The organism is Streptomyces litmocidini, from assembly GCF_014649755.1.
GTDB lineage: Bacteria > Actinomycetota > Actinomycetes > Streptomycetales > Streptomycetaceae > Streptomyces > Streptomyces litmocidini.
Map to the genome: position 1 here is coordinate 570,489 of NZ_BMTQ01000001.1, position 16,220 is coordinate 586,708.

At 73.6% G+C, this 16,220-nt stretch carries 15 protein-coding genes and 1 pseudogene; 9 read left to right on the forward strand and 7 right to left on the reverse strand.

Features of this window, described 5'->3' with window-relative positions:
• The first annotated feature begins 6 nt into the window (after window positions 1–6).
• Window positions 7–540 carry an FAD/NAD(P)-binding protein gene (locus IE180_RS02555; RefSeq protein WP_190155060.1) on the forward strand — a complete coding sequence of 178 codons (534 nt, stop codon included), beginning with the start codon at window positions 7–9 and terminating at the stop codon, window positions 538–540.
• Window positions 541–689: 149 nt separating this feature from the next.
• Here the strand turns inward: IE180_RS02555 and IE180_RS02560 are convergent, their stop codons facing one another.
• Window positions 690–923, reverse strand: coding sequence for a chaplin (locus IE180_RS02560; RefSeq protein WP_190155061.1), 234 nt, complete (start codon window positions 921–923; stop codon window positions 690–692).
• A gap of 176 nt (window positions 924–1,099) precedes the next feature.
• Window positions 1,100–1,513, reverse strand: a complete 414-nt coding sequence (locus IE180_RS02565) for a rodlin (protein WP_190155062.1) — start codon at window positions 1,511–1,513, stop codon at window positions 1,100–1,102.
• Window positions 1,514–1,732: 219 nt separating this feature from the next.
• On the opposite strand from IE180_RS02565, the gene IE180_RS02570 reads away from it, so the two are divergent.
• Window positions 1,733–2,143: a rodlin gene (locus IE180_RS02570; RefSeq protein ID WP_190155063.1), complete on the forward strand. Its 411-nt coding sequence runs from the start codon at window positions 1,733–1,735 to the stop codon at window positions 2,141–2,143.
• A gap of 69 nt (window positions 2,144–2,212) precedes the next feature.
• On the opposite strand, the gene IE180_RS02575 is transcribed toward IE180_RS02570, so the two are convergent.
• Window positions 2,213–2,362: a hypothetical protein gene (locus IE180_RS02575; protein WP_190155231.1), complete on the reverse strand. Its 150-nt coding sequence runs from the start codon at window positions 2,360–2,362 to the stop codon at window positions 2,213–2,215.
• Window positions 2,363–2,537: 175 nt separating this feature from the next.
• On the opposite strand from IE180_RS02575, the gene IE180_RS02580 reads away from it, so the two are divergent.
• Both IE180_RS02580 and IE180_RS02585 read left to right on the forward strand, forming a co-directional pair.
• Window positions 2,538–3,578 (forward strand): LCP family protein, encoded by a 1,041-nt coding sequence (locus tag IE180_RS02580; RefSeq protein ID WP_190155064.1) that lies wholly within the window; start codon window positions 2,538–2,540, stop codon window positions 3,576–3,578.
• 94 nt (window positions 3,579–3,672) lie between these two features.
• Complete coding sequence (locus tag IE180_RS02585) at window positions 3,673–4,080, forward strand: rodlin (protein WP_190155065.1); 408 nt, start codon at window positions 3,673–3,675, stop codon at window positions 4,078–4,080.
• A gap of 105 nt (window positions 4,081–4,185) precedes the next feature.
• Here the strand turns inward: IE180_RS02585 and IE180_RS02590 are convergent, their stop codons facing one another.
• Window positions 4,186–6,204 carry a thioredoxin domain-containing protein gene (locus IE180_RS02590; protein WP_190155066.1) on the reverse strand — a complete coding sequence of 673 codons (2,019 nt, stop codon included), beginning with the start codon at window positions 6,202–6,204 and terminating at the stop codon, window positions 4,186–4,188.
• A 186-nt stretch (window positions 6,205–6,390) separates the two neighbouring features.
• Here IE180_RS02590 and IE180_RS02595 point away from each other — a divergent pair, with 186 nt between their 5' ends.
• Window positions 6,391–6,957: a Uma2 family endonuclease gene (locus IE180_RS02595; RefSeq protein ID WP_190155067.1), complete on the forward strand. Its 567-nt coding sequence runs from the start codon at window positions 6,391–6,393 to the stop codon at window positions 6,955–6,957.
• 314 nt (window positions 6,958–7,271) lie between these two features.
• Here IE180_RS02595 and IE180_RS02600 read toward each other — a convergent pair.
• Window positions 7,272–7,421, reverse strand: a pseudogene (locus IE180_RS02600) (DUF255 domain-containing protein); the annotation flags it as partial.
• A gap of 110 nt (window positions 7,422–7,531) precedes the next feature.
• Between IE180_RS02600 and IE180_RS02605 the strand changes: the two are divergent.
• Window positions 7,532–11,116 (forward strand): tetratricopeptide repeat protein, encoded by a 3,585-nt coding sequence (locus IE180_RS02605; protein ID WP_229860251.1) that lies wholly within the window; start codon window positions 7,532–7,534, stop codon window positions 11,114–11,116.
• A 240-nt stretch (window positions 11,117–11,356) separates the two neighbouring features.
• On the opposite strand, the gene IE180_RS02610 is transcribed toward IE180_RS02605, so the two are convergent.
• Both IE180_RS02610 and mca read right to left on the reverse strand, forming a co-directional pair.
• Complete coding sequence (locus tag IE180_RS02610) at window positions 11,357–11,602, reverse strand: hypothetical protein (protein WP_373302643.1); 246 nt, start codon at window positions 11,600–11,602, stop codon at window positions 11,357–11,359.
• Complete coding sequence (gene mca / locus IE180_RS02615; protein WP_190155069.1) at window positions 11,595–12,476, reverse strand: mycothiol conjugate amidase Mca; 882 nt, start codon at window positions 12,474–12,476, stop codon at window positions 11,595–11,597. Before mca ends, IE180_RS02610 begins: the two co-directional genes overlap by 8 nt.
• A 98-nt stretch (window positions 12,477–12,574) precedes the next feature.
• Here mca and IE180_RS02620 point away from each other — a divergent pair, with 98 nt between their 5' ends.
• From IE180_RS02620 to IE180_RS02630, 3 genes are all read left to right on the forward strand, one after another.
• A complete protein-coding gene (locus tag IE180_RS02620) occupies window positions 12,575–12,976 on the forward strand; it encodes a DUF4307 domain-containing protein (protein WP_190155070.1) in 402 nt (133 codons plus the stop codon).
• Window positions 12,977–13,166: 190 nt separating this feature from the next.
• Window positions 13,167–13,664: a transcription elongation factor GreA gene (gene greA / locus IE180_RS02625; RefSeq protein ID WP_190155071.1), complete on the forward strand. Its 498-nt coding sequence runs from the start codon at window positions 13,167–13,169 to the stop codon at window positions 13,662–13,664.
• 106 nt (window positions 13,665–13,770) lie between these two features.
• Complete coding sequence (locus tag IE180_RS02630) at window positions 13,771–16,218, forward strand: serine/threonine-protein kinase (RefSeq protein WP_229860252.1); 2,448 nt, start codon at window positions 13,771–13,773, stop codon at window positions 16,216–16,218.
• Window positions 16,219–16,220 lie beyond the last annotated feature (2 nt).

Consider the following 16,220-nt stretch of genomic DNA (forward strand, 5'->3'; position numbering starts at 1 on the left):
AGGTCGATGGACGACCTGGTGGTGGTCGGGGCCGGGCCCCACGGCCTGTCCGTGGCCGCCCACGCCGCCGCCCGCGGACTGCGTCTGAGGACCTTCGGCCGCTCGATGGAGTCCTGGCACGCCATGCCCTCCGGGACGTTCCCGAAGTCGGAGCCCTGGGCCTCCCCCCTCTCCGACCCGGAGGGGGCGTACGGCCTCGACGCCTACGCGGCCGCCGGGGGCGTCCGCGCCGAGCACGGCACGCCCCTCCCGGTGGGCTTCTTCGCCGCGTACGGCGACCGGTTCGCCCGGCGGGCCGTCCCCGCCCTCGACGAGCGGCTCATCGGCTCGGTCCCGCCCGCCGCCGGGGGCTTCGAGCTGCGCACCGAGGACGGCGAGCCGCTGCGCGCCCGGACGGTGGCGCTCGCCGTCGGGGTCCTGCCGTTCGTCGAACTCCCCGAACCCCTGCGGGGGCTGTCCCGACGGTACGTCACCCACTCCGGCCACCACGGCGAGCTCGACGGCTTCGCCGGACCGAGCACACGGCGGGCCGCCTGGTGAAGGGGGTCCGGCAACGGCTGCGGGCGGGCGCCGGCGCCCCGGGCCGGCCGCGTACGGGCGGGAGGGCGCCGGCCCCGGCATGACGGAGGGCCGGCCCCGGGAGCGGACGCTCTCCGGAACCGGCCCTCCGTGCCCGCGGGCGCCGGGGCTCAGGCGTTGATGCAGGTGTTGCCGGCGGCCGGGTTCAGCAGGCCGATGACGTTCACGCTGTTGCCGCAGACGTTGATCGGCACGTGGATCGGGACCTGGACGACGTTTCCGGAGAGGACGCCCGGCGAACCGACGGCCCAGCCCTCGGCCTCCGCGTCCGCGAAGGCGGGCGACGCCACACCCATGGCCAGGACGATTCCGGCGACGACGGCCGCGGCCTTCTTGCAGTTCATTTCGTCTGGATCCTTTCCTCGGCGGAATGAATTTCCGCTGCACACGACACAACGAACATGCCGCACAAAGGAAACAGAAATAACACCGACACCTTCTCTTTCACTCCATTGCCCGCACGGAACAGGGCCGGAGGGAACGCGTTCGTTCCCTCCGGCCCTGTCGCGCGCGAAACGGATCAGCCGTTGTAGGCGCCGTTCCCGGAGAGGACCGGGATGTCGTCGACGAGGTGCGACAGCGGCTCGTCACCCTTGGCCTGGGTGGAGTTCTCCGCACACTGCTGGTTCTGCGGGTTCGACAGGACGTTGATGTCCTGAGCGGTGATCGGGACGAGGATGCCGACGAGCGAACCGAGGTTGGCCTTGGCCGGCAGGCCGACGCAGAGCTTGTTCAGCGAGCCCTGGACGGCCTGGAGCTGCGGGCTCATGTTGCCGTGGGTCTCGGCGTTGCCGAACGACTCGTGCGCGCCGTTGCCGCTGAGCGAGGTCGTACCGCCGTCGTCGGCGATGGCGAGCGCCGGGGAGGCCGCCGCAGCGGAAGCGCCGACAACAGAGGCCGTCACAGCGGCGGCCGCCATAATCTTCTTGATCACGGTGATTCCGTTCCTGTTCCCACCAATCGACCTGATTGATGCGACGGGATCAACTGCGGTCGCGGGCTTTGGTTCCGGGGCTTCACTCGTTCGACTGTGTCCGCGTTTCGCGCTGCCGCGCGCGCTCCGCCAAGGGGGTGACACAGCGGAACCCCCGCCCCCGAAGGCCTGTTGATCAGGTCGCTCCCTGCACGGAGCCGGTTCTAGAAGGGAACTCCCGTGATCAAGAAGGTTATGGCCACCGCGGCCGCAGCCGTCTCCATCGTCGGCGCCAGCGCCGCCGTGGCCACCCCCGCCCTCGCCACCGCCAACGACGGTGGCACCACGTCGCTGTCGGGCAACGGCGCGCACCAGGAGTTCGGCAACTCCCAGACCTACGGCAACATGAGCCCGCAGATGGCGCTCGTCCAGGGCTCCCTGAACAAGCCCTGCATCGGCCTGCCGGCCAAGGCCAACCTCGGTTCGCTCATCGGCATCGTCCCGATCACCGTCCAGGACATCAACGTCCTGTCCTCCCCGCAGAACCAGCAGTGCACCGAGAACTCCACCCAGGCCAAGGGTGACGAGGCCCTGTCGCACATCCTGGACGACATCCCGGTCCTGTCGGGCAACGGCGTCGGCAACCGCTGACGCACCGTCTGAACGGGACGACGTCCACACGTCAGGGGCCGCCCTCCGGGGCGGCCCCTTTCGTCCCGTCTACCAGGTCGGCCAGACCGGCGTCGCCATCAGGCGCTCCCACTCCCGGTCGGGCATCCCCGGCACCGCCCGTCCCGCCTGCACCCACTGCGTGACCAGCTCGGAATAGACGGGGAACGGGTCGCTGTCCGCCGGGGGCGGGTCGCTCACATATCGGCTCTTCGGAATGAAGGCCATCCGTTCCCATTTTCCGGGGCCCGGCGCCATTTTCGCTCCTTCCGCTGCGATTCCCGCATCATTACACAGGCGCCGCAGGAGAGTGATTCGTCCTGTTCATGTCGCGTCGCGTACCTGTGTGCGAGCGGGTCGAAATTACGGTGCGGACATGAAATTCCCGCGTCCACGGCTGTCCCGGCGTCCGCTGTTCGCCGCGGCTGCTCTCGCCACCCTCTCCGCCCTCGCCCCCGGCGCCCTCGCCCTCGCCCCCACCGGCCTCCCGGCCCCCGAGAAGGGGCTGAACCTGCTCGTCGTCGGCGTCGACAGCCGCAAGAACGTCACCGCGGAGGAGAAGGAACGTTTCCACCTCGGCGGAAAGGAGTGCGACTGCACGGACGTGATGATGCTCGTGCACGTCTCGGCGGCGAACGACCGGGTCGAGGTCGTGAGCCTGCCGCGCGACTCCCTCACCTCCTTCCCCGCGGGCCACCGCGACCGGCGCACGGGGAAGACGCACGCCGCCCACCAGGCGAAGATCAACAACGCCTGGGCGGAGGGCGGCTCCGCGTTCGCCGTGGAGACCGTCGAGTCGATGACCGGACTGTCCGTCCACCGCTACCTGGAGATCGACTTCCGGCACTTCATGGACACCGTGGACCGCGTCGACGGCGGCGTCCCGGTCTGTACGGAACAGCCGCTCAAGGACCCCTCCACCGGCATCGACCTCCAACCCGGCACCAAGCGGGTCGCGGGCGGCGAGGCCCTCCAGTACGTGCGGTCCCGGAAGGCCGACGGACAGATGGACTTCGGCCGCATCCGGAAGCAGCAGCGGTTCGTGATGAACACCCTGCACCGGCTCCACGACGGCGTCCTCGACGACCCGGAGCGGCTGAAGGACCTCGCGGCGACCCTGCGGGGGACGGCGGCGGCCGAACGGGGGATCTCCACGGCGGAGCTGCTGACGCTCGCCGCGCACCTGCGGGACCTGCCTCCGGAGCACGTGGAGTTCGCGACCGTACCCGTCCGGGGCTTCAACCCGGACATCCAGGGCGTCGGCTCCACGCTCTCCTGGGACGAGGAGGGAGCGGCCGAGGTCTTCGGGCGGCTGGCCGAGGACCGGCCGCTGCCCACCGCGGGGGCCGTCGCGCCGAGCAAGATCCCGGCGGCCGCGTACCGGCCGGCCGAGGGGTCCTCGCTCATCTGCCCGTAGTCCGTCCGGTGGACTTCCCGGAACTTCCGGGCCGCTGACCAGTTGATCAGCACGGCTCGCCACTCAGCGGGCCAGTACCCGAAAGGCCTGAACAATGAAGAAGCTCTTGGCGACGGCCGCTGTGGCCGCGTCCGTGCTCGGTGCGACGGCTGCGGGCGCCGGGCAGGCACTCGCGATCGCCGACGACGGCGGCACCACCTCGCTGTCGGGCAACGGCGCGCACCAGGAGTTCGGCAACTCCGCCACCTACGGCAACATGAGCCCGCAGATGGCGCTCGTCCAGGGCTCCCTGAACAAGCCCTGCATCGGCCTGCCGGCCAAGGTCAACGCCGGTTCGCTCATCGGCGTCGTCCCGATCACCGTCCAGGACATCAACGTCCTGTCCTCCCCGCAGAACCAGCAGTGCACCGAGAACTCCACCCAGGCCAAGGGTGACGAGGCCCTGTCGCACATCCTGGACGACATCCCGATCCTGTCGGGCAACGGCGCCGGCAACCGCTGAGCCACGACGCCAGGACACGGTGCGGCCCCGCGGCCCCTCTTCGGAGGGCCGCGGGGCCGTCCCCGTTCCGGGCCGAGGCCGTCGGGACCCTCGGGACCGTCGGCTTCAGAGCTTCCGGCGCAGCTCGGCCGGATCGGTGACCGGGGCGTCGCAGGTGAAGCGACGGCAGACGTACGCGGCCGCCGCCCCGCCCACCAGCGGCCGGTCCGCAAGCAGCGGGAACTCCTCCCCGCCCGGGGCTCCGGCGGCCAGGACCGCGCCGGGCGTGGTGGCCAGGAGCGCGGTGCGCCGCAGCTCCCGGAAGGCCGGGTCGGCGGGGTCGCCGACGACGGCGACCTCACGGGGCCCGTCGAGGAGCGCCTCGGCGACGGCCAGGCCCCAGCCGATGAACCGGGGCGCGCGCGGGCCGAGGGCCTTGACCACGCCGAGGGCGCCCTCGGCGGCGGCGCGGTGGGCCTCGGAGCCGGTGTGCGCGGCGTACGAGAGGAGCGCTCCGGCGGCGGCGGTCCAGCCCGAGGGGGCGGCGTTGTCGGTGGGGTCCTGGGGGCGCCGGATGAGGGCCTCGGCGTCGTGGGCCGTGTCGTACAGCGCGCCGCCCTCGGCGGTGAAGCGGTCGAGGACGACGTCCAGGAGGAAGCCGGCGAACTCCAGCCAGGCGCCCTCGCCGGTGACGGCGGCGAGGGCGAGGAACCCCTCGGCGACGTCGGCGTAGTCCTCCAGGACCCCCGCGTTCGTCCCGGCCCGGCCGTCCTTGGACGTCCGGGTGAGCCGGGCGGTCTCGTCCATGTGGACGCGGACGAGGAGATCGGCGGCCTCGGTGGCGCGCTCGACCAGGTCGGGGCGGTCGAAGAGCGCGCCGGTCTCGGCGAGGGCGGCGATCGCGAGGCCGTTCCAGGCCGCGACGACCTTGTCGTCGCGGCCGGGGCGCGCCCGCTCCTCACGCACGGCGAGGAGCCGGGCCGCGATCGAGGCGATCCGGTCCGCGTCGGCCGGGCCCGCCTCCTGCGGGAGCTGGAGGACGGAGCTGCCGTGCTCGAAGGTGCCGTCCTCGGTGACGCCGTAGTGGGCGGCCGCGAGGGCGGCGTCCTCGGCGCCGAGGACCTCGGTCAGCTGCGCCGGGGTCCACGCGTAGAAGGCGCCCTCCACGTGCCTGCCCGTGCCGTCGTCGCTGTCGGCGTCGAGCGCGGAGGCGAAGCCGCCCTCGGGGGTGCGGAGCTCGCGGACCATGAAGTCGGCGGTCTCCAGGGCGACCCGGCGGGCCAGGTCGCTGCCCGTGGCCTTCCACAGGTGCGCGTACACCCGGCACAGCAGGGCGTTGTCGTAGAGCATCTTCTCGAAGTGCGGGACCACCCAGGCGCGGTCCACGGCGTAGCGGGCGAAGCCGCCGCCGAGCTGGTCGTAGATGCCGCCGCGGGCCATCGCCTCGCAGGTGTCGGCGGCCATCTGGAGGGCGCCCTCGGAGCCCGTACGGGCGTGGTGGCGGAGCAGGAACTCCAGGACCATGGACGGCGGGAACTTGGGGGCGCCGCCGAAGCCTCCGCGGGTCGCGTCGTACTCGCGGGTGAGGGCGAGCAGGGCCCCCGCCAGCTCCTCCTCGCCGGGGACGCCGTCGCCGCCGTAGGCGAGGGAGCGGCCCGCGAGGTCCTTCACGATGCGGTCCGCGACCTCGTCGACCTCGCCGCGACGGTCGGCCCAGGCGGCCCGGACGCCTTCGAGGACCTCCGGGAAGGACGGCATGCCGTGGCGGGGCTCGGGCGGGAAGTACGTACCGAAGTAGAAGGGGGCGGCGTCCGGGGTGAGGAAGACCGTCATCGGCCAGCCGCCCTGACCGGTCGCGGCCTGCACGGCCTCCATGTAGACGGCGTCGACGTCGGGACGCTCCTCGCGGTCGACCTTCACGGCGACGAAGTTGTCGTTGACCAGGACGGCGGTGGCGTCGTCCTCGAAGGATTCGTGCGCCATGACGTGGCACCAGTGGCACGCGGAGTACCCGACCGACAGCAGAACGGGCACATCACGCCGTTTCGCTTCTTCGAACGCCTCGGGTCCCCACGGCCACCAGTCGACCGGATTGTCGGCGTGCTGAAGCAGATAAGGCGAGGTCGTACCAGCCAACCGGTTCATACGACCCAGCCTCTCACAGGGCCTCCCGCTATCGACGAAACCCTCACGGGCCCGCCCTGCTTGGCCGAATTGGACTTGTGAGCCATCACGCGGCGGGCGGCTCGCGCCTCCTTCGAGTCGGGCGGCCCGACCCCTCGGAACAGTAGGCTGGGCACGGCATCGCCGGACCTGCCGAGGAGGTACGCCATGACCGCCGGGATGGTGGCGCCCGCGTGGATGCATTCGCAGATCAGCGCGGAACAGTACGACTCCTGGTCCGAGGAGCAGTGCGCCGGCATCGAGATCGTGGACGGGATGGTCGTCGTGAGCCCGAGCGCCTCGAAGCGGCACCACCGGCTGGCTCGGGTCCTGGCCGATGCCCTGGACGCCGCCGCAGGCCCGGACTGGAACGCGGACACGGACTTCGACGTCCGCCTGCAGGACGTCCCGCTCACCAACCGCCGTCCGGACGTCATCGTCTACCGGGCCGAGACCATCGACCTCACGCCCACCCGCCCCGAGCACGTCCTCCTGGTCGTCGAGGTCGTGTCGCCCGGCTCGGAGACCACGGACCGGATCGTGAAGGCCGACCAGTACGCCAAGGCCGGCATCCCCTTCTACTGGCGGGTCGAGCAGGCCGCCACGGGTGTCCCGATCGTCTACACGTACGTTCTCGATCCCGCCACCAAGGCTTACAGGGACGGCGAGATGTTCACCGGCACGGTGAAGGCCACCGCACCTTTCTCCGTCACGGTCGATCTCGTGGCCCCGTAAGGAACCGAGGCGTCGCCCCGCTGTCGACGTTGGCTGTCAGCGGCCTTTTCGGGCATGCCGAGCCTTGGGCGGCGCCGCCACCGGAGCCGATCCGACGACGGTGGCCTGCGGGGAGACCGGATAGGTTCGGCTCTCGAGCGCTCGCCCCGCTCCAGCGCAACGACCTCGGAATGACGGCTCGCATCAAAGCGTCCCCCGCGATCACCCTGACCTCCGACCGAGGCGACTCGTCGAAGCTCTGCGAGCAGTGCGTGAGCATCAGAGAGACATGAGCACTGCCGACTCCTGGGTTCGCCAGCTCACTGGCATCAGCGACAGCTTGAGTGCCCGACGCTGAGCAGCACGGGGACGTCGCGGCGCCGGGCCTCCTCGAAGGCCTCGGCGGACCACGGCCACCAGTCGACCGGGTTGTCGGCGTGCCGCAGGTGGTACGGGGAGGTCTCATGGGCCAGTCGGTTCGACACGGTCCCGTCCTGCCGCAGCGGCCTCCTCCTTTCCCCGCTCCCTCGCGCCGACGCGCGCGACGCAGGAGACTGGGCCGGATTCGTCGGGCGCGTGCGGAGGGGGAACGCAGATGCGGGAGAGTCACCGGGCCGAGGCCGAGCGGTTGTGGGAACGGGCCGTCGCGGAGGAGGTGCGGACCTCCGGCGGCCGGGCCGACGCGGAGGCGCTCCTCGCGCGGGGCCGGGCGGAGTTGGACGCGATGGCGGGGGGCACGGAGGGGGGCGCTGGGGGCGCTTACGCGGTCTATCTGCGGGCGGTGGAGGAGGCGGAGGCGGCCGGGCGGACGGCGCGGCTTCCGGCGGATCGTTTCACCGGTCCGGTGATCGCGGGCCCCGCCCTGGTCACGGGCGTCGCCGCGGCCGCCGCCTTCGGCGCGGACCTGGCGCTCGGCACGACGGCGGGGACGGCGCTCGGCGCGGGCGCGGCGGTCGCCGTGGCCGGCGCGGCGGCGACCGTCCTCCGCGCGACGGCGGGGCGCGGCGGGGCGGTGGGGCGCCGCGACCGGGACGGGCACGGCGGGGACGGCGGGCCGGGGCGGCCCGACGCGGTCGAGCAGGCACGGCTCGCCTGGCTGGCGGCCCTCGAGGCCCAGGAGATACGGCCGTTCCTGGAGCGGGAGCGGGTACGGAGGGCGTCTCCGGCCGAGCGTTCGGGGGCGGGCGGGACGGAGGCTTCGGAAGCCGGGGGGAGGGGCGTGCGGTTCGAGACCGGTGGGGGTGGAGGCACGGTCGGGGCCGGCACGGGGAAGGCCGAGGGGTTGGGGGCCGGAGGGTCGGGGGCCGGGGGGTCGGGGGCCGGGGGCGGCGGGTTCGGGGCGGGCGCGGGCGTGGACGGCGGCGGGTTCGGGGCGGGCGGGGGCGGGTTCGAAGCGGGCCCGAGCGCGGACGGGGCCGGGGCGTTCGAGGCCGGTGCGGGTCCGGGTGCGGGCGGGGGCGGGGTGTTCGGTGCGGGGTCCGGTGGGCGTGGCGGGCGGCGGGTCGATCGGAGTGCGGCGGCCCGGGCCCGGGTCGTGCTGGAGCGGTCCTTCGCGCATCTGCCGGACCCCGGCGGGGTGTTCGCCGGCCGGCGCGAGGAGCTGGCCCGCGTCACCCGGTGGGTGCGGGCCGGGCGGGCCGCGGCGGTCACCCGGCCGACCGTCGTGCTGCTGCACGGCGAGCCCGGCTCCGGCCGCACCGCGCTCGCCGTGCGGGCCGCCCACGCGCTGCGCGACCAGTTCCGCGGGGCCTGCGTGGTGGACCTGCGGGGCGGCGCGGCCGGCGAGCGGCCCGTGACCACCCGGGAGGCGCTGCTGCACCTGCTGAACCGGCTCGGCGCCCCGCGCGACCGGTTGCTCTTCCGCGAGGGCGCCTCGGAGGAGCAACAGGTGCGACGACTCTCCGAGTCGTACCAGCGGCAGGTGAGCGGGGTGCCCGTCGTCCTGGTCCTCGACGACGCCGCCGACGCCGCCCAGGTGCGGGCCCTGCTGCCGGAGCGGTCCGACAGCCTGGTCCTCGTGACCTGCCGGGAACCGCTGGACCTCGGCGCGGACGTGCCGGCCGGGGTGCACGCCCTGCCAGTGGCCGCGCTCGACGCGGCGGGCGCCGAGGAGCTGCTGCGCACGACGGCCGGCGCGCCCGACCCCGGTCCGTACGACGCCGAGGCCTTCGAGCGGATACGGGAGCTGTGCGGCGGGCTGCCGCTGGCGCTGCGGGTCGCGGGCTCCCTGCTCGGGGGCCGTTCCATGGACGACCTGGCGCACGTCCTCGCCCGTCCCGGCTGGGGCGCCGACCCCGTCGAACGCGCCCTGTCCGTACGGTACTTCCTCGACTTCGACGAGGACGCCCGGCAGCTGCTCCGGCGGCTCGCGCTGGCCGGGCGGGCGTCCCTCGGCGCGGCGGCGGCCGCCGCCCTGCTCGGCGGGAGCGGTCCGGAGGCGGCCCGGCGGCTGCGGGAGCTCTCCGCTGCCGGGCTGCTCGACCACGTGCGCGGGGAGCGCTACCGGCTGCACGACGCGGTGCGCGCCTTCGCGGCCGGCCGGCTCCTGGACGAGGAGGACGCGGCCGAGATCGCGGCGGCGCAGGAGCGGCTGGTCCGGAACCACGCGGAGCTCGCCGACGCGGTGATCCGGATGGTCGACGGCAAGATGTCGACCCGGGCCGACCGTTTCGACGGGCACGGCTTCGGTTCCCTGGAGGCGGCGCTGGGCTGGCTCGACGAGGAGTCCAGCTTCCTCACGGCGGCCCTGCGGCACGCGGAGGGCGTCGACCAGCGGACCGTCCTCGACCTGCTCGGCGCGCTCTGCGACTACTGCCTGCTGCGCGGCGACCTCTACCGGCTGGGCGAGATCAACGAACTGGCCGAGTCCGTCGGGCAGGGGCTGCTCACGCGCTCGGTGCGGTGGCGGACCGGCATCGCGGCCCGGCAGCTCGGCGAGCTCGACAAGGCCCACAAGACGCTGACCTCGGTCGTCTCCCTCTACCAGGAGGCCCACCAGGACGCGGGCGCGGCGCTCGCGCTCTGCTCGCTCGGGATCACCCTGCACCACCAGGGGCGGCTGACGGAGGCCGCGGCGCGGCTGCGGGAGGCGCTCGCGCTCCAGGAGCCGGAGTCCCTGGCCGCCGACCGGGGCTGGACGCTGCACGCGCTCGCCGCGGTGGAGCGGGACCGGGGCGATCCGGCCGAGGCGACGGCGCTGCTCGAGCGGTCGCTCGCCCTGCACCGGGAGCACGAGTCGCTGCACGGCGAGGCGTGGGCGCACTTCCAGTACGGGCAGGTGCTGCTGGTCCGGGGCGACGCGACGGGCGCGGAGGACGAGCTGCGGCGCGCCCTGGAGACGTACGGGCGCGTCCGTGACGGGCGCGGGGAGGCCTGGGCGCTGACCCAGCTGGCCCGGGCGCGGCTCGCCGCCGGGGAGGCGGAGCCGGCGGCGGAGGAGCTGCGCGGGGCGCTCGCCCGGCACCGGGAGCAGGAGGACGCGCGCGGCGAGGCGTGGACGCTGTACCACCTGGGGCAGGCCCTGGAGGAGCGGGGCGACCGGGACGAGGCGGTGCGGGAGCTGGGGCGGGCGCGGTCGATGTTCTCGCGGATGCGGGATCTGTACGGCCTGGCGTGCGCCCGGCACCACCTGGGGCGGGTCACCCGGGACCAGCAGGCGGCGCGGGCGGGCAACCTGCGCAATTCGGGGTTCGCCCGGCAGCTCCTCGTGGACGCGCGGGCGGACTTCCGCCGGATCGGGGTCGCCCACGGCGAGGCGTGGGCCTGTCTGGAGCTCGCGGTCGTCGACGCGGGCAACGGGCGGGTCCCGCAGGCGCTCGCGTTGTGCGAGGAGGCGCGGTCGCTCTTCGAGGGGTACGGCGACCGGCGGGGCTCGGACTGGGCCCGGCTGCTGCGCTGCGGGCTGTTGCCGCACGCGGTCCCGGGGAGCCCGGAGCCGGGGGTGGCGTCGGCGCGCGAGGAGTTGGCGGCGCTGGCCGCGGACCGGCATCCGGCGCGCGACCCGAGGCTCGACGACTGCGTCGAGGCCCACGGCCTGCTCCTGGACCGGGGCGTCGCCCCGTCGACCCCCTGGCAGGCCTGGGACCTGGGTCTGGTCCCGGCCCGCCATGCCCGCGAGGTGCTGGGCGTGCGGGGAGGGCCCGAAGAGCCGGGGACGCGGAAAGGCCCCGCCGCTCCGTAGCCCGGGGACGCGGAAGGGCCCCGCCGCTCCGTAGCCGGGGACGCGGAAAGACTCCGTCGCTCCGCGGCCGAGGCCTCCCGAACCGTGCCGAGGCCCCGTGGGCCCGGAGCCGCCGGCGCGCCCCGGCCCCGGACCGCACCCGGATCGTGCCCGGCCCGGCGCGTCGGCGCGGTGTGCCCCTCGGGACGGGACCGCCCCCTGGGCCGTACCTCCGGGAGGTACGGCCCAGGGGGCGGGTGGTCACTTGCCCTGGGTGGCGGTCGGCTTCTTCGGGGTGTTCCCGGCCGTCGCCGGGTCCGGGGTCTCCTCGAAGGAGATCTTGCCCATGTGGCGGTTCATCGACTTCATCAGCAGCCAGACCGCGAGGGCCAGGACCGCGAAGACGACGAAGCCGAGGACGCCGGGGGTCACCTTGTTCTTGTCCAGCTCTTCGGCGGCGAAGGGGACAAGCTGGGTCAGTGCCAGGTGTGCGCTCATGTCAGGCATTGTCGCGGATGCCCGCGAAGAGATCTTCCTCGGGGAGGGAGGTCGGGACCAGCGCCTTGCTGAGCTCGTACTCCTCCGTCGGCCAGACCTCCTTCTGGATCTCCATCGGGACCCGGAACCAGCCGCCGTCGGGGTCGATCTGCGTGGCGTGGGCGATCAGGGCCTTGTCGCGGATCTCGAAGAAGTCCGCGCAGGGCACGTGCGTGGTGAGGTTGCGCGCCTTGCCCCCGAACTCGTCCCAGCGCTTCAGCCAGTCCCCGTACGGCGACTCCAGGCCGCGCGCCAGGAGCGCCTCGTGCAGGGCCTCGGTGCGGGGGCGGTTGAAGCCCTGGTTGTAGTAGAGCTTCAGCGGCTGCCAGACCGGGCCGAACTCGGCCTCCGGGTACTTCTCGGCGTCGGCCGCACCGTCGAAGGCCACCATCGTGATCTTGTGGGTCATGATGTGGTCGGGGTGCGGGTACCCGCCGTTCTCGTCGTAGGTCGTGACGACCTGGGGACGGAAGGAGCGGATCTCGCGGACCAGCGCCCCGGCCGCCGTGTCGACGTCCTCCAGGGCGAAGCAGCCCTCGGGCAGCGGGGGCAGCGGGTCGCCCTCGGGCAGGCCCGAGTCGACGAATCCCAGCCAGTGCTGGGAGACGCCGAGGATCTCGCGGGCCTCGTCCATCTCCTTGCGGCGCACCTCGTGGATGTTCGCCTCGATGTAGGGGTCGCCCTGGAGCTTGGGGTTCAGGACCGAGCCGCGCTCGCCGCCCGTGCACGTCACGACCATGACGTCCACCCCCTCGGACACGTACTTGGCCATCGTGGCCGCACCCTTGCTCGACTCGTCGTCGGGGTGGGCGTGAACGGCCATCAGTCGCAGCTGCTCAGTCAAGACTCGATCCTCAGTGATTCGACGCGGAGGGTGGTCTCTATAGTGACGGAATCGGGGGAGTGAAAATTCCGCCACCCCCGGCTTCGAGAGGATCACCCATGAGCGCGGTGCGAGAGCAGCTGCCCGAGGGGCGCTACGGGCGTTCCGCGGACGAGCGGGCCGACCGCAAGCTCAGGATCGCCGGAGCGGTGCTCGGGGTCCTCTTCCTCGGCATGATGGGCTGGTTCGGCTGGCACTACGTCGTGGAGAGCAAGATCAGCGCCGAGTTGATCAAGTTCGACGTGGTGAGCGCCGACGAGGTCCAGGTGCACCTGGAGATCCGCAAGGACGAGGGCGTCAAGGGCGTCTGCACGCTGCGCTCGCGCTCCGAGGACGGGACCGAGGTGGCCCGCAAGGACGTGCGGATCGACGACGCCGCGAGCCGGGTCGACCGCGTCTTCTCGCTCCGTACGACCGCCCGCGCGACGAGTGCCGAGCTCCTCGGGTGTACGGCGCGGTAGCGGTGGGTAGGGACGGGATGTCGAGTCCCGGCGAGTCACCGCGGTGACCTGGGGAGACGCCATTCCGGTGGTTTATGTCCTCCCGCTTTTCGCCACTCATTGTTAGGCTCGTGGTTTCGCCCGCCCGGGACAGCGCAGCTTTTCCGTGTAGGGCGATGCTTTGTATTCCCAGTACCTACGAGGAGCACCCGTGACCCAGACCAGCGACAACGTCACCTGGCTCACCCAGGAGGCGTACACCAAGCTCAAGGACGAGCTTGAGTACCTGACTGGTCCCGCGCGTACCGAGATCGCCGCCAAGATCGCGGCGGCGCGCGAAGAGGGCGACCTGCGCGAGAACGGCGGGTACCACGCGGCCAAGGAGGAGCAGGGCAAGCAGGAGCTCCGGGTCCGCCAGCTCACCCAGCTCCTGGAGCACGCCAAGGTCGGAGAGGCTCCGGCCGAAGAGGGCGTCGTCGCGCCCGGCATGGTCGTCACGATCGCCTTCGACGGCGACGAGGACGACACGCTGGACTTCCTGCTCGCCTCCCGCGAGTACGCGAGCGACGACATCGAGACGTACTCGCCGCAGTCGCCGCTCGGCGTCGGCGTCAACGGCAAGAAGGTCGGCGAGGACGCGGAGTACGAGCTGCCGAACGGCAAGAAGGCCACGGTGAAGATCCTCAGCGCCAAGCCGTACACCGGCTGATCCGCGTTCCTCGAGCGAAGGGCCGGCCCCACGGGGGCCGGCCCTTCGTCTTGCATGCACATGCAATGATGCGGATCTGACGTCACGTCACCAGGGGGAGGACGAGGTGCTGGGACCGCTGCGCGAGGGCGCGCCGCGACGGATCGGACCGTACGAGGTGCTCGCCCGGCTCGGCGCCGGCGGGATGGGCGAGGTGTTCCTCGCGCGGGACGCCGCCGGACCGGACGGCGGCGGCTTCGTCGCCGTGAAGACCGTGCGCCGCGACGTCGCCGGCGATCCGGCCTTCCGGGACCGCTTCCGGCGCGAGATCAAGGTCGCCGCCCTCGTCGACAGCGCCCGCGCCGCCGCGCCCGTCGGCGGCGACGCCGACGCCGAGGTGCCCTGGCTGGCCACCGCGTACGTCCCCGGGCCCAGCCTCGCGCAAGCCGTGCGGCGCGGCGGCCCGCTGCCCGTCGCCACCGTGCGGGCGCTCGGCGCGGACGTCGCCCGGGCCCTCGCCGACCTGCACGGGGCCGGGGTCCTGCACCGGGACCTCAAGCCCGGAAACGTCATGCTCTCCGTCGACGGCCCCCGCCTCATCGACTTCGGGATCGCCCGCAGCAACACCGCGACCACCATGACCGCGACCGGTGTGATGGTCGGCACGCCCTCCTTCATGTCCCCCGAGCACGTGGCCGGCGCGCGCCGCGTCACGGCCGCCTCCGACGTGTTCTGCCTCGGCTCGCTGCTCTGCTACGCGGCGACCGGCGAGGACCCCTTCGGCGACGGGCCCCTGGCGGCCGTCCTGTACCGCGTCTCCCGGGCCGAGGCCGACCTGTCCCGCGTCCCGGAGGAGCTGCGCGGGACGATCGCCGCCTGCCTGGCCGCGGACCCGGCGGCGCGGCCCGCCCCGGAGGCGCTGGCCGGGACGCTCGGCGGCGCGGCCGGGAAGGTCTTCCCGTGGCCGGAGGGCGTACGGGAGCACATCGGCGCGTACGGCAGGGAACTCGCCCGGCTCGTCGCCTCCGGCGGGCCGCTCCTGGAGGCGACGCAGGCCGGGCCCGTCGTCACCCCGGCCGTCCCGGGACTGCACGCCGTGCCGACGCTCCCGCCCGTCGCCCCGCACGTCCCGCCCTCCGCTCCGCCGCGACGGAGCCGCAGGCGGCTGCTCGCCGCCGCCCTCGCGCTCGCCGTGGTGGCCGGTGGGCTCGGCGCGTACGCCCTGTGGCCCGATCCGGGGCCGAAGGTTCCCGCGAAGGCCGCCCCGCCCGCCGGACCCCGCGTCCCCGGCGTGAACGACCGCGGCCCCGCCGACGCCTCGGGCGTCGTCCCGCAGAACGCGGCCCAGCGCCCGGTCGGCTGGAAGCCCTGGCGGGCGAGGCTGAGCGCCCCGGCCTTCGGCTGCTCGGCCGGGGAGAAGGCGCTGGTGTGCCGGACGACGGACGGGCGCTACGAGGCCCTCGACCCGGCGAGCGGGAAGCGGTTGTGGAGCGCTGACCTGGTCGCGGACCCGCGCGACGACGAGAGCTTCATCGGACCCACCGGCGGGATCTTCATCGCGGGCAGCACGGACGTCCCGGCCGTCCACGACGACTCCGTCGTCCTGCTCTCCGGCGGGCGCCTCCAGGTCCGGGACGCCCGCAGCGGCGCGGTGCGCTGGGAAAAGGAGAACACCGCCCGGGCCGGGATGCGCACCCAGCCGGTCGTGGGCGGCGGCACCGTCTTCGTCCCGACCGGGGGCGAGGACGAGGACCGGGTGACGGCCTTCGCCCTGGCGGACGGCCGCACGCTGTGGTCCAAGGCCCTCACCAACGCCGACCTCGCACGGGTCGCGTTCCGCGACTTCGAACCCGTCGCCTACGCGAACGGGCTCGTGTACGCGATGAGCGACGGCGGTTTCGTGTCGTTCGACGCGAAGACCGGCCAGCAGCGCGGCCAGGTGCCGTCCGAGGCCGAGAAGTGCGACAGTCTCCACGTCCAGGGCCGGTACGCCTACTGCGCGACGCTCGACGCGTCGAACGCGTCCGCCCTCAGGATGTACCGCCTGGACGCCACGACGCTCGCCCCGGTCGGCGGCGGCCGGCTCGCGGTCCCCGACGAGGTCGCGAAGTCGGGCGCCTGGCCCACCGCGGTGTCCGCACGCGCCGCCGTCGTCCTCGACGGCGGCGCCATGGACTGGGCCGACTGGAGGAACACGACCGGGCCCGCCGGCATGTACGTCCTCGACCCCGCCACCGGCAGGCCCCTCGGCCACTACCCGCCGCCCCCGCGCACCTCGGCCGACGGCCGGAAGCAACTCGTCTCCGACCCGCTGATCGCCGGGAACTCGGTCCTGTACGCCGACTTCTCGGCCCTGCACGTGGTGCCGCTGGACGCCGGCCGCACGCCCGGCGAGGAGCGCGTCGTGCCCGTGCCGGGCGCCCCCGGGCCGCGCGCCCAGGAGTCGTACGCCCGCGCGGGCGGCACCTACCTGGGCCGGGAGATCCGCCCGCCGGTGGTCCTGCCGCTCGGCGGTGTCGTCCACGTCGTGTACGACACCGGTGTCGTCGCCTCCGTCGCGCTGCCCGAGGAGTAGTC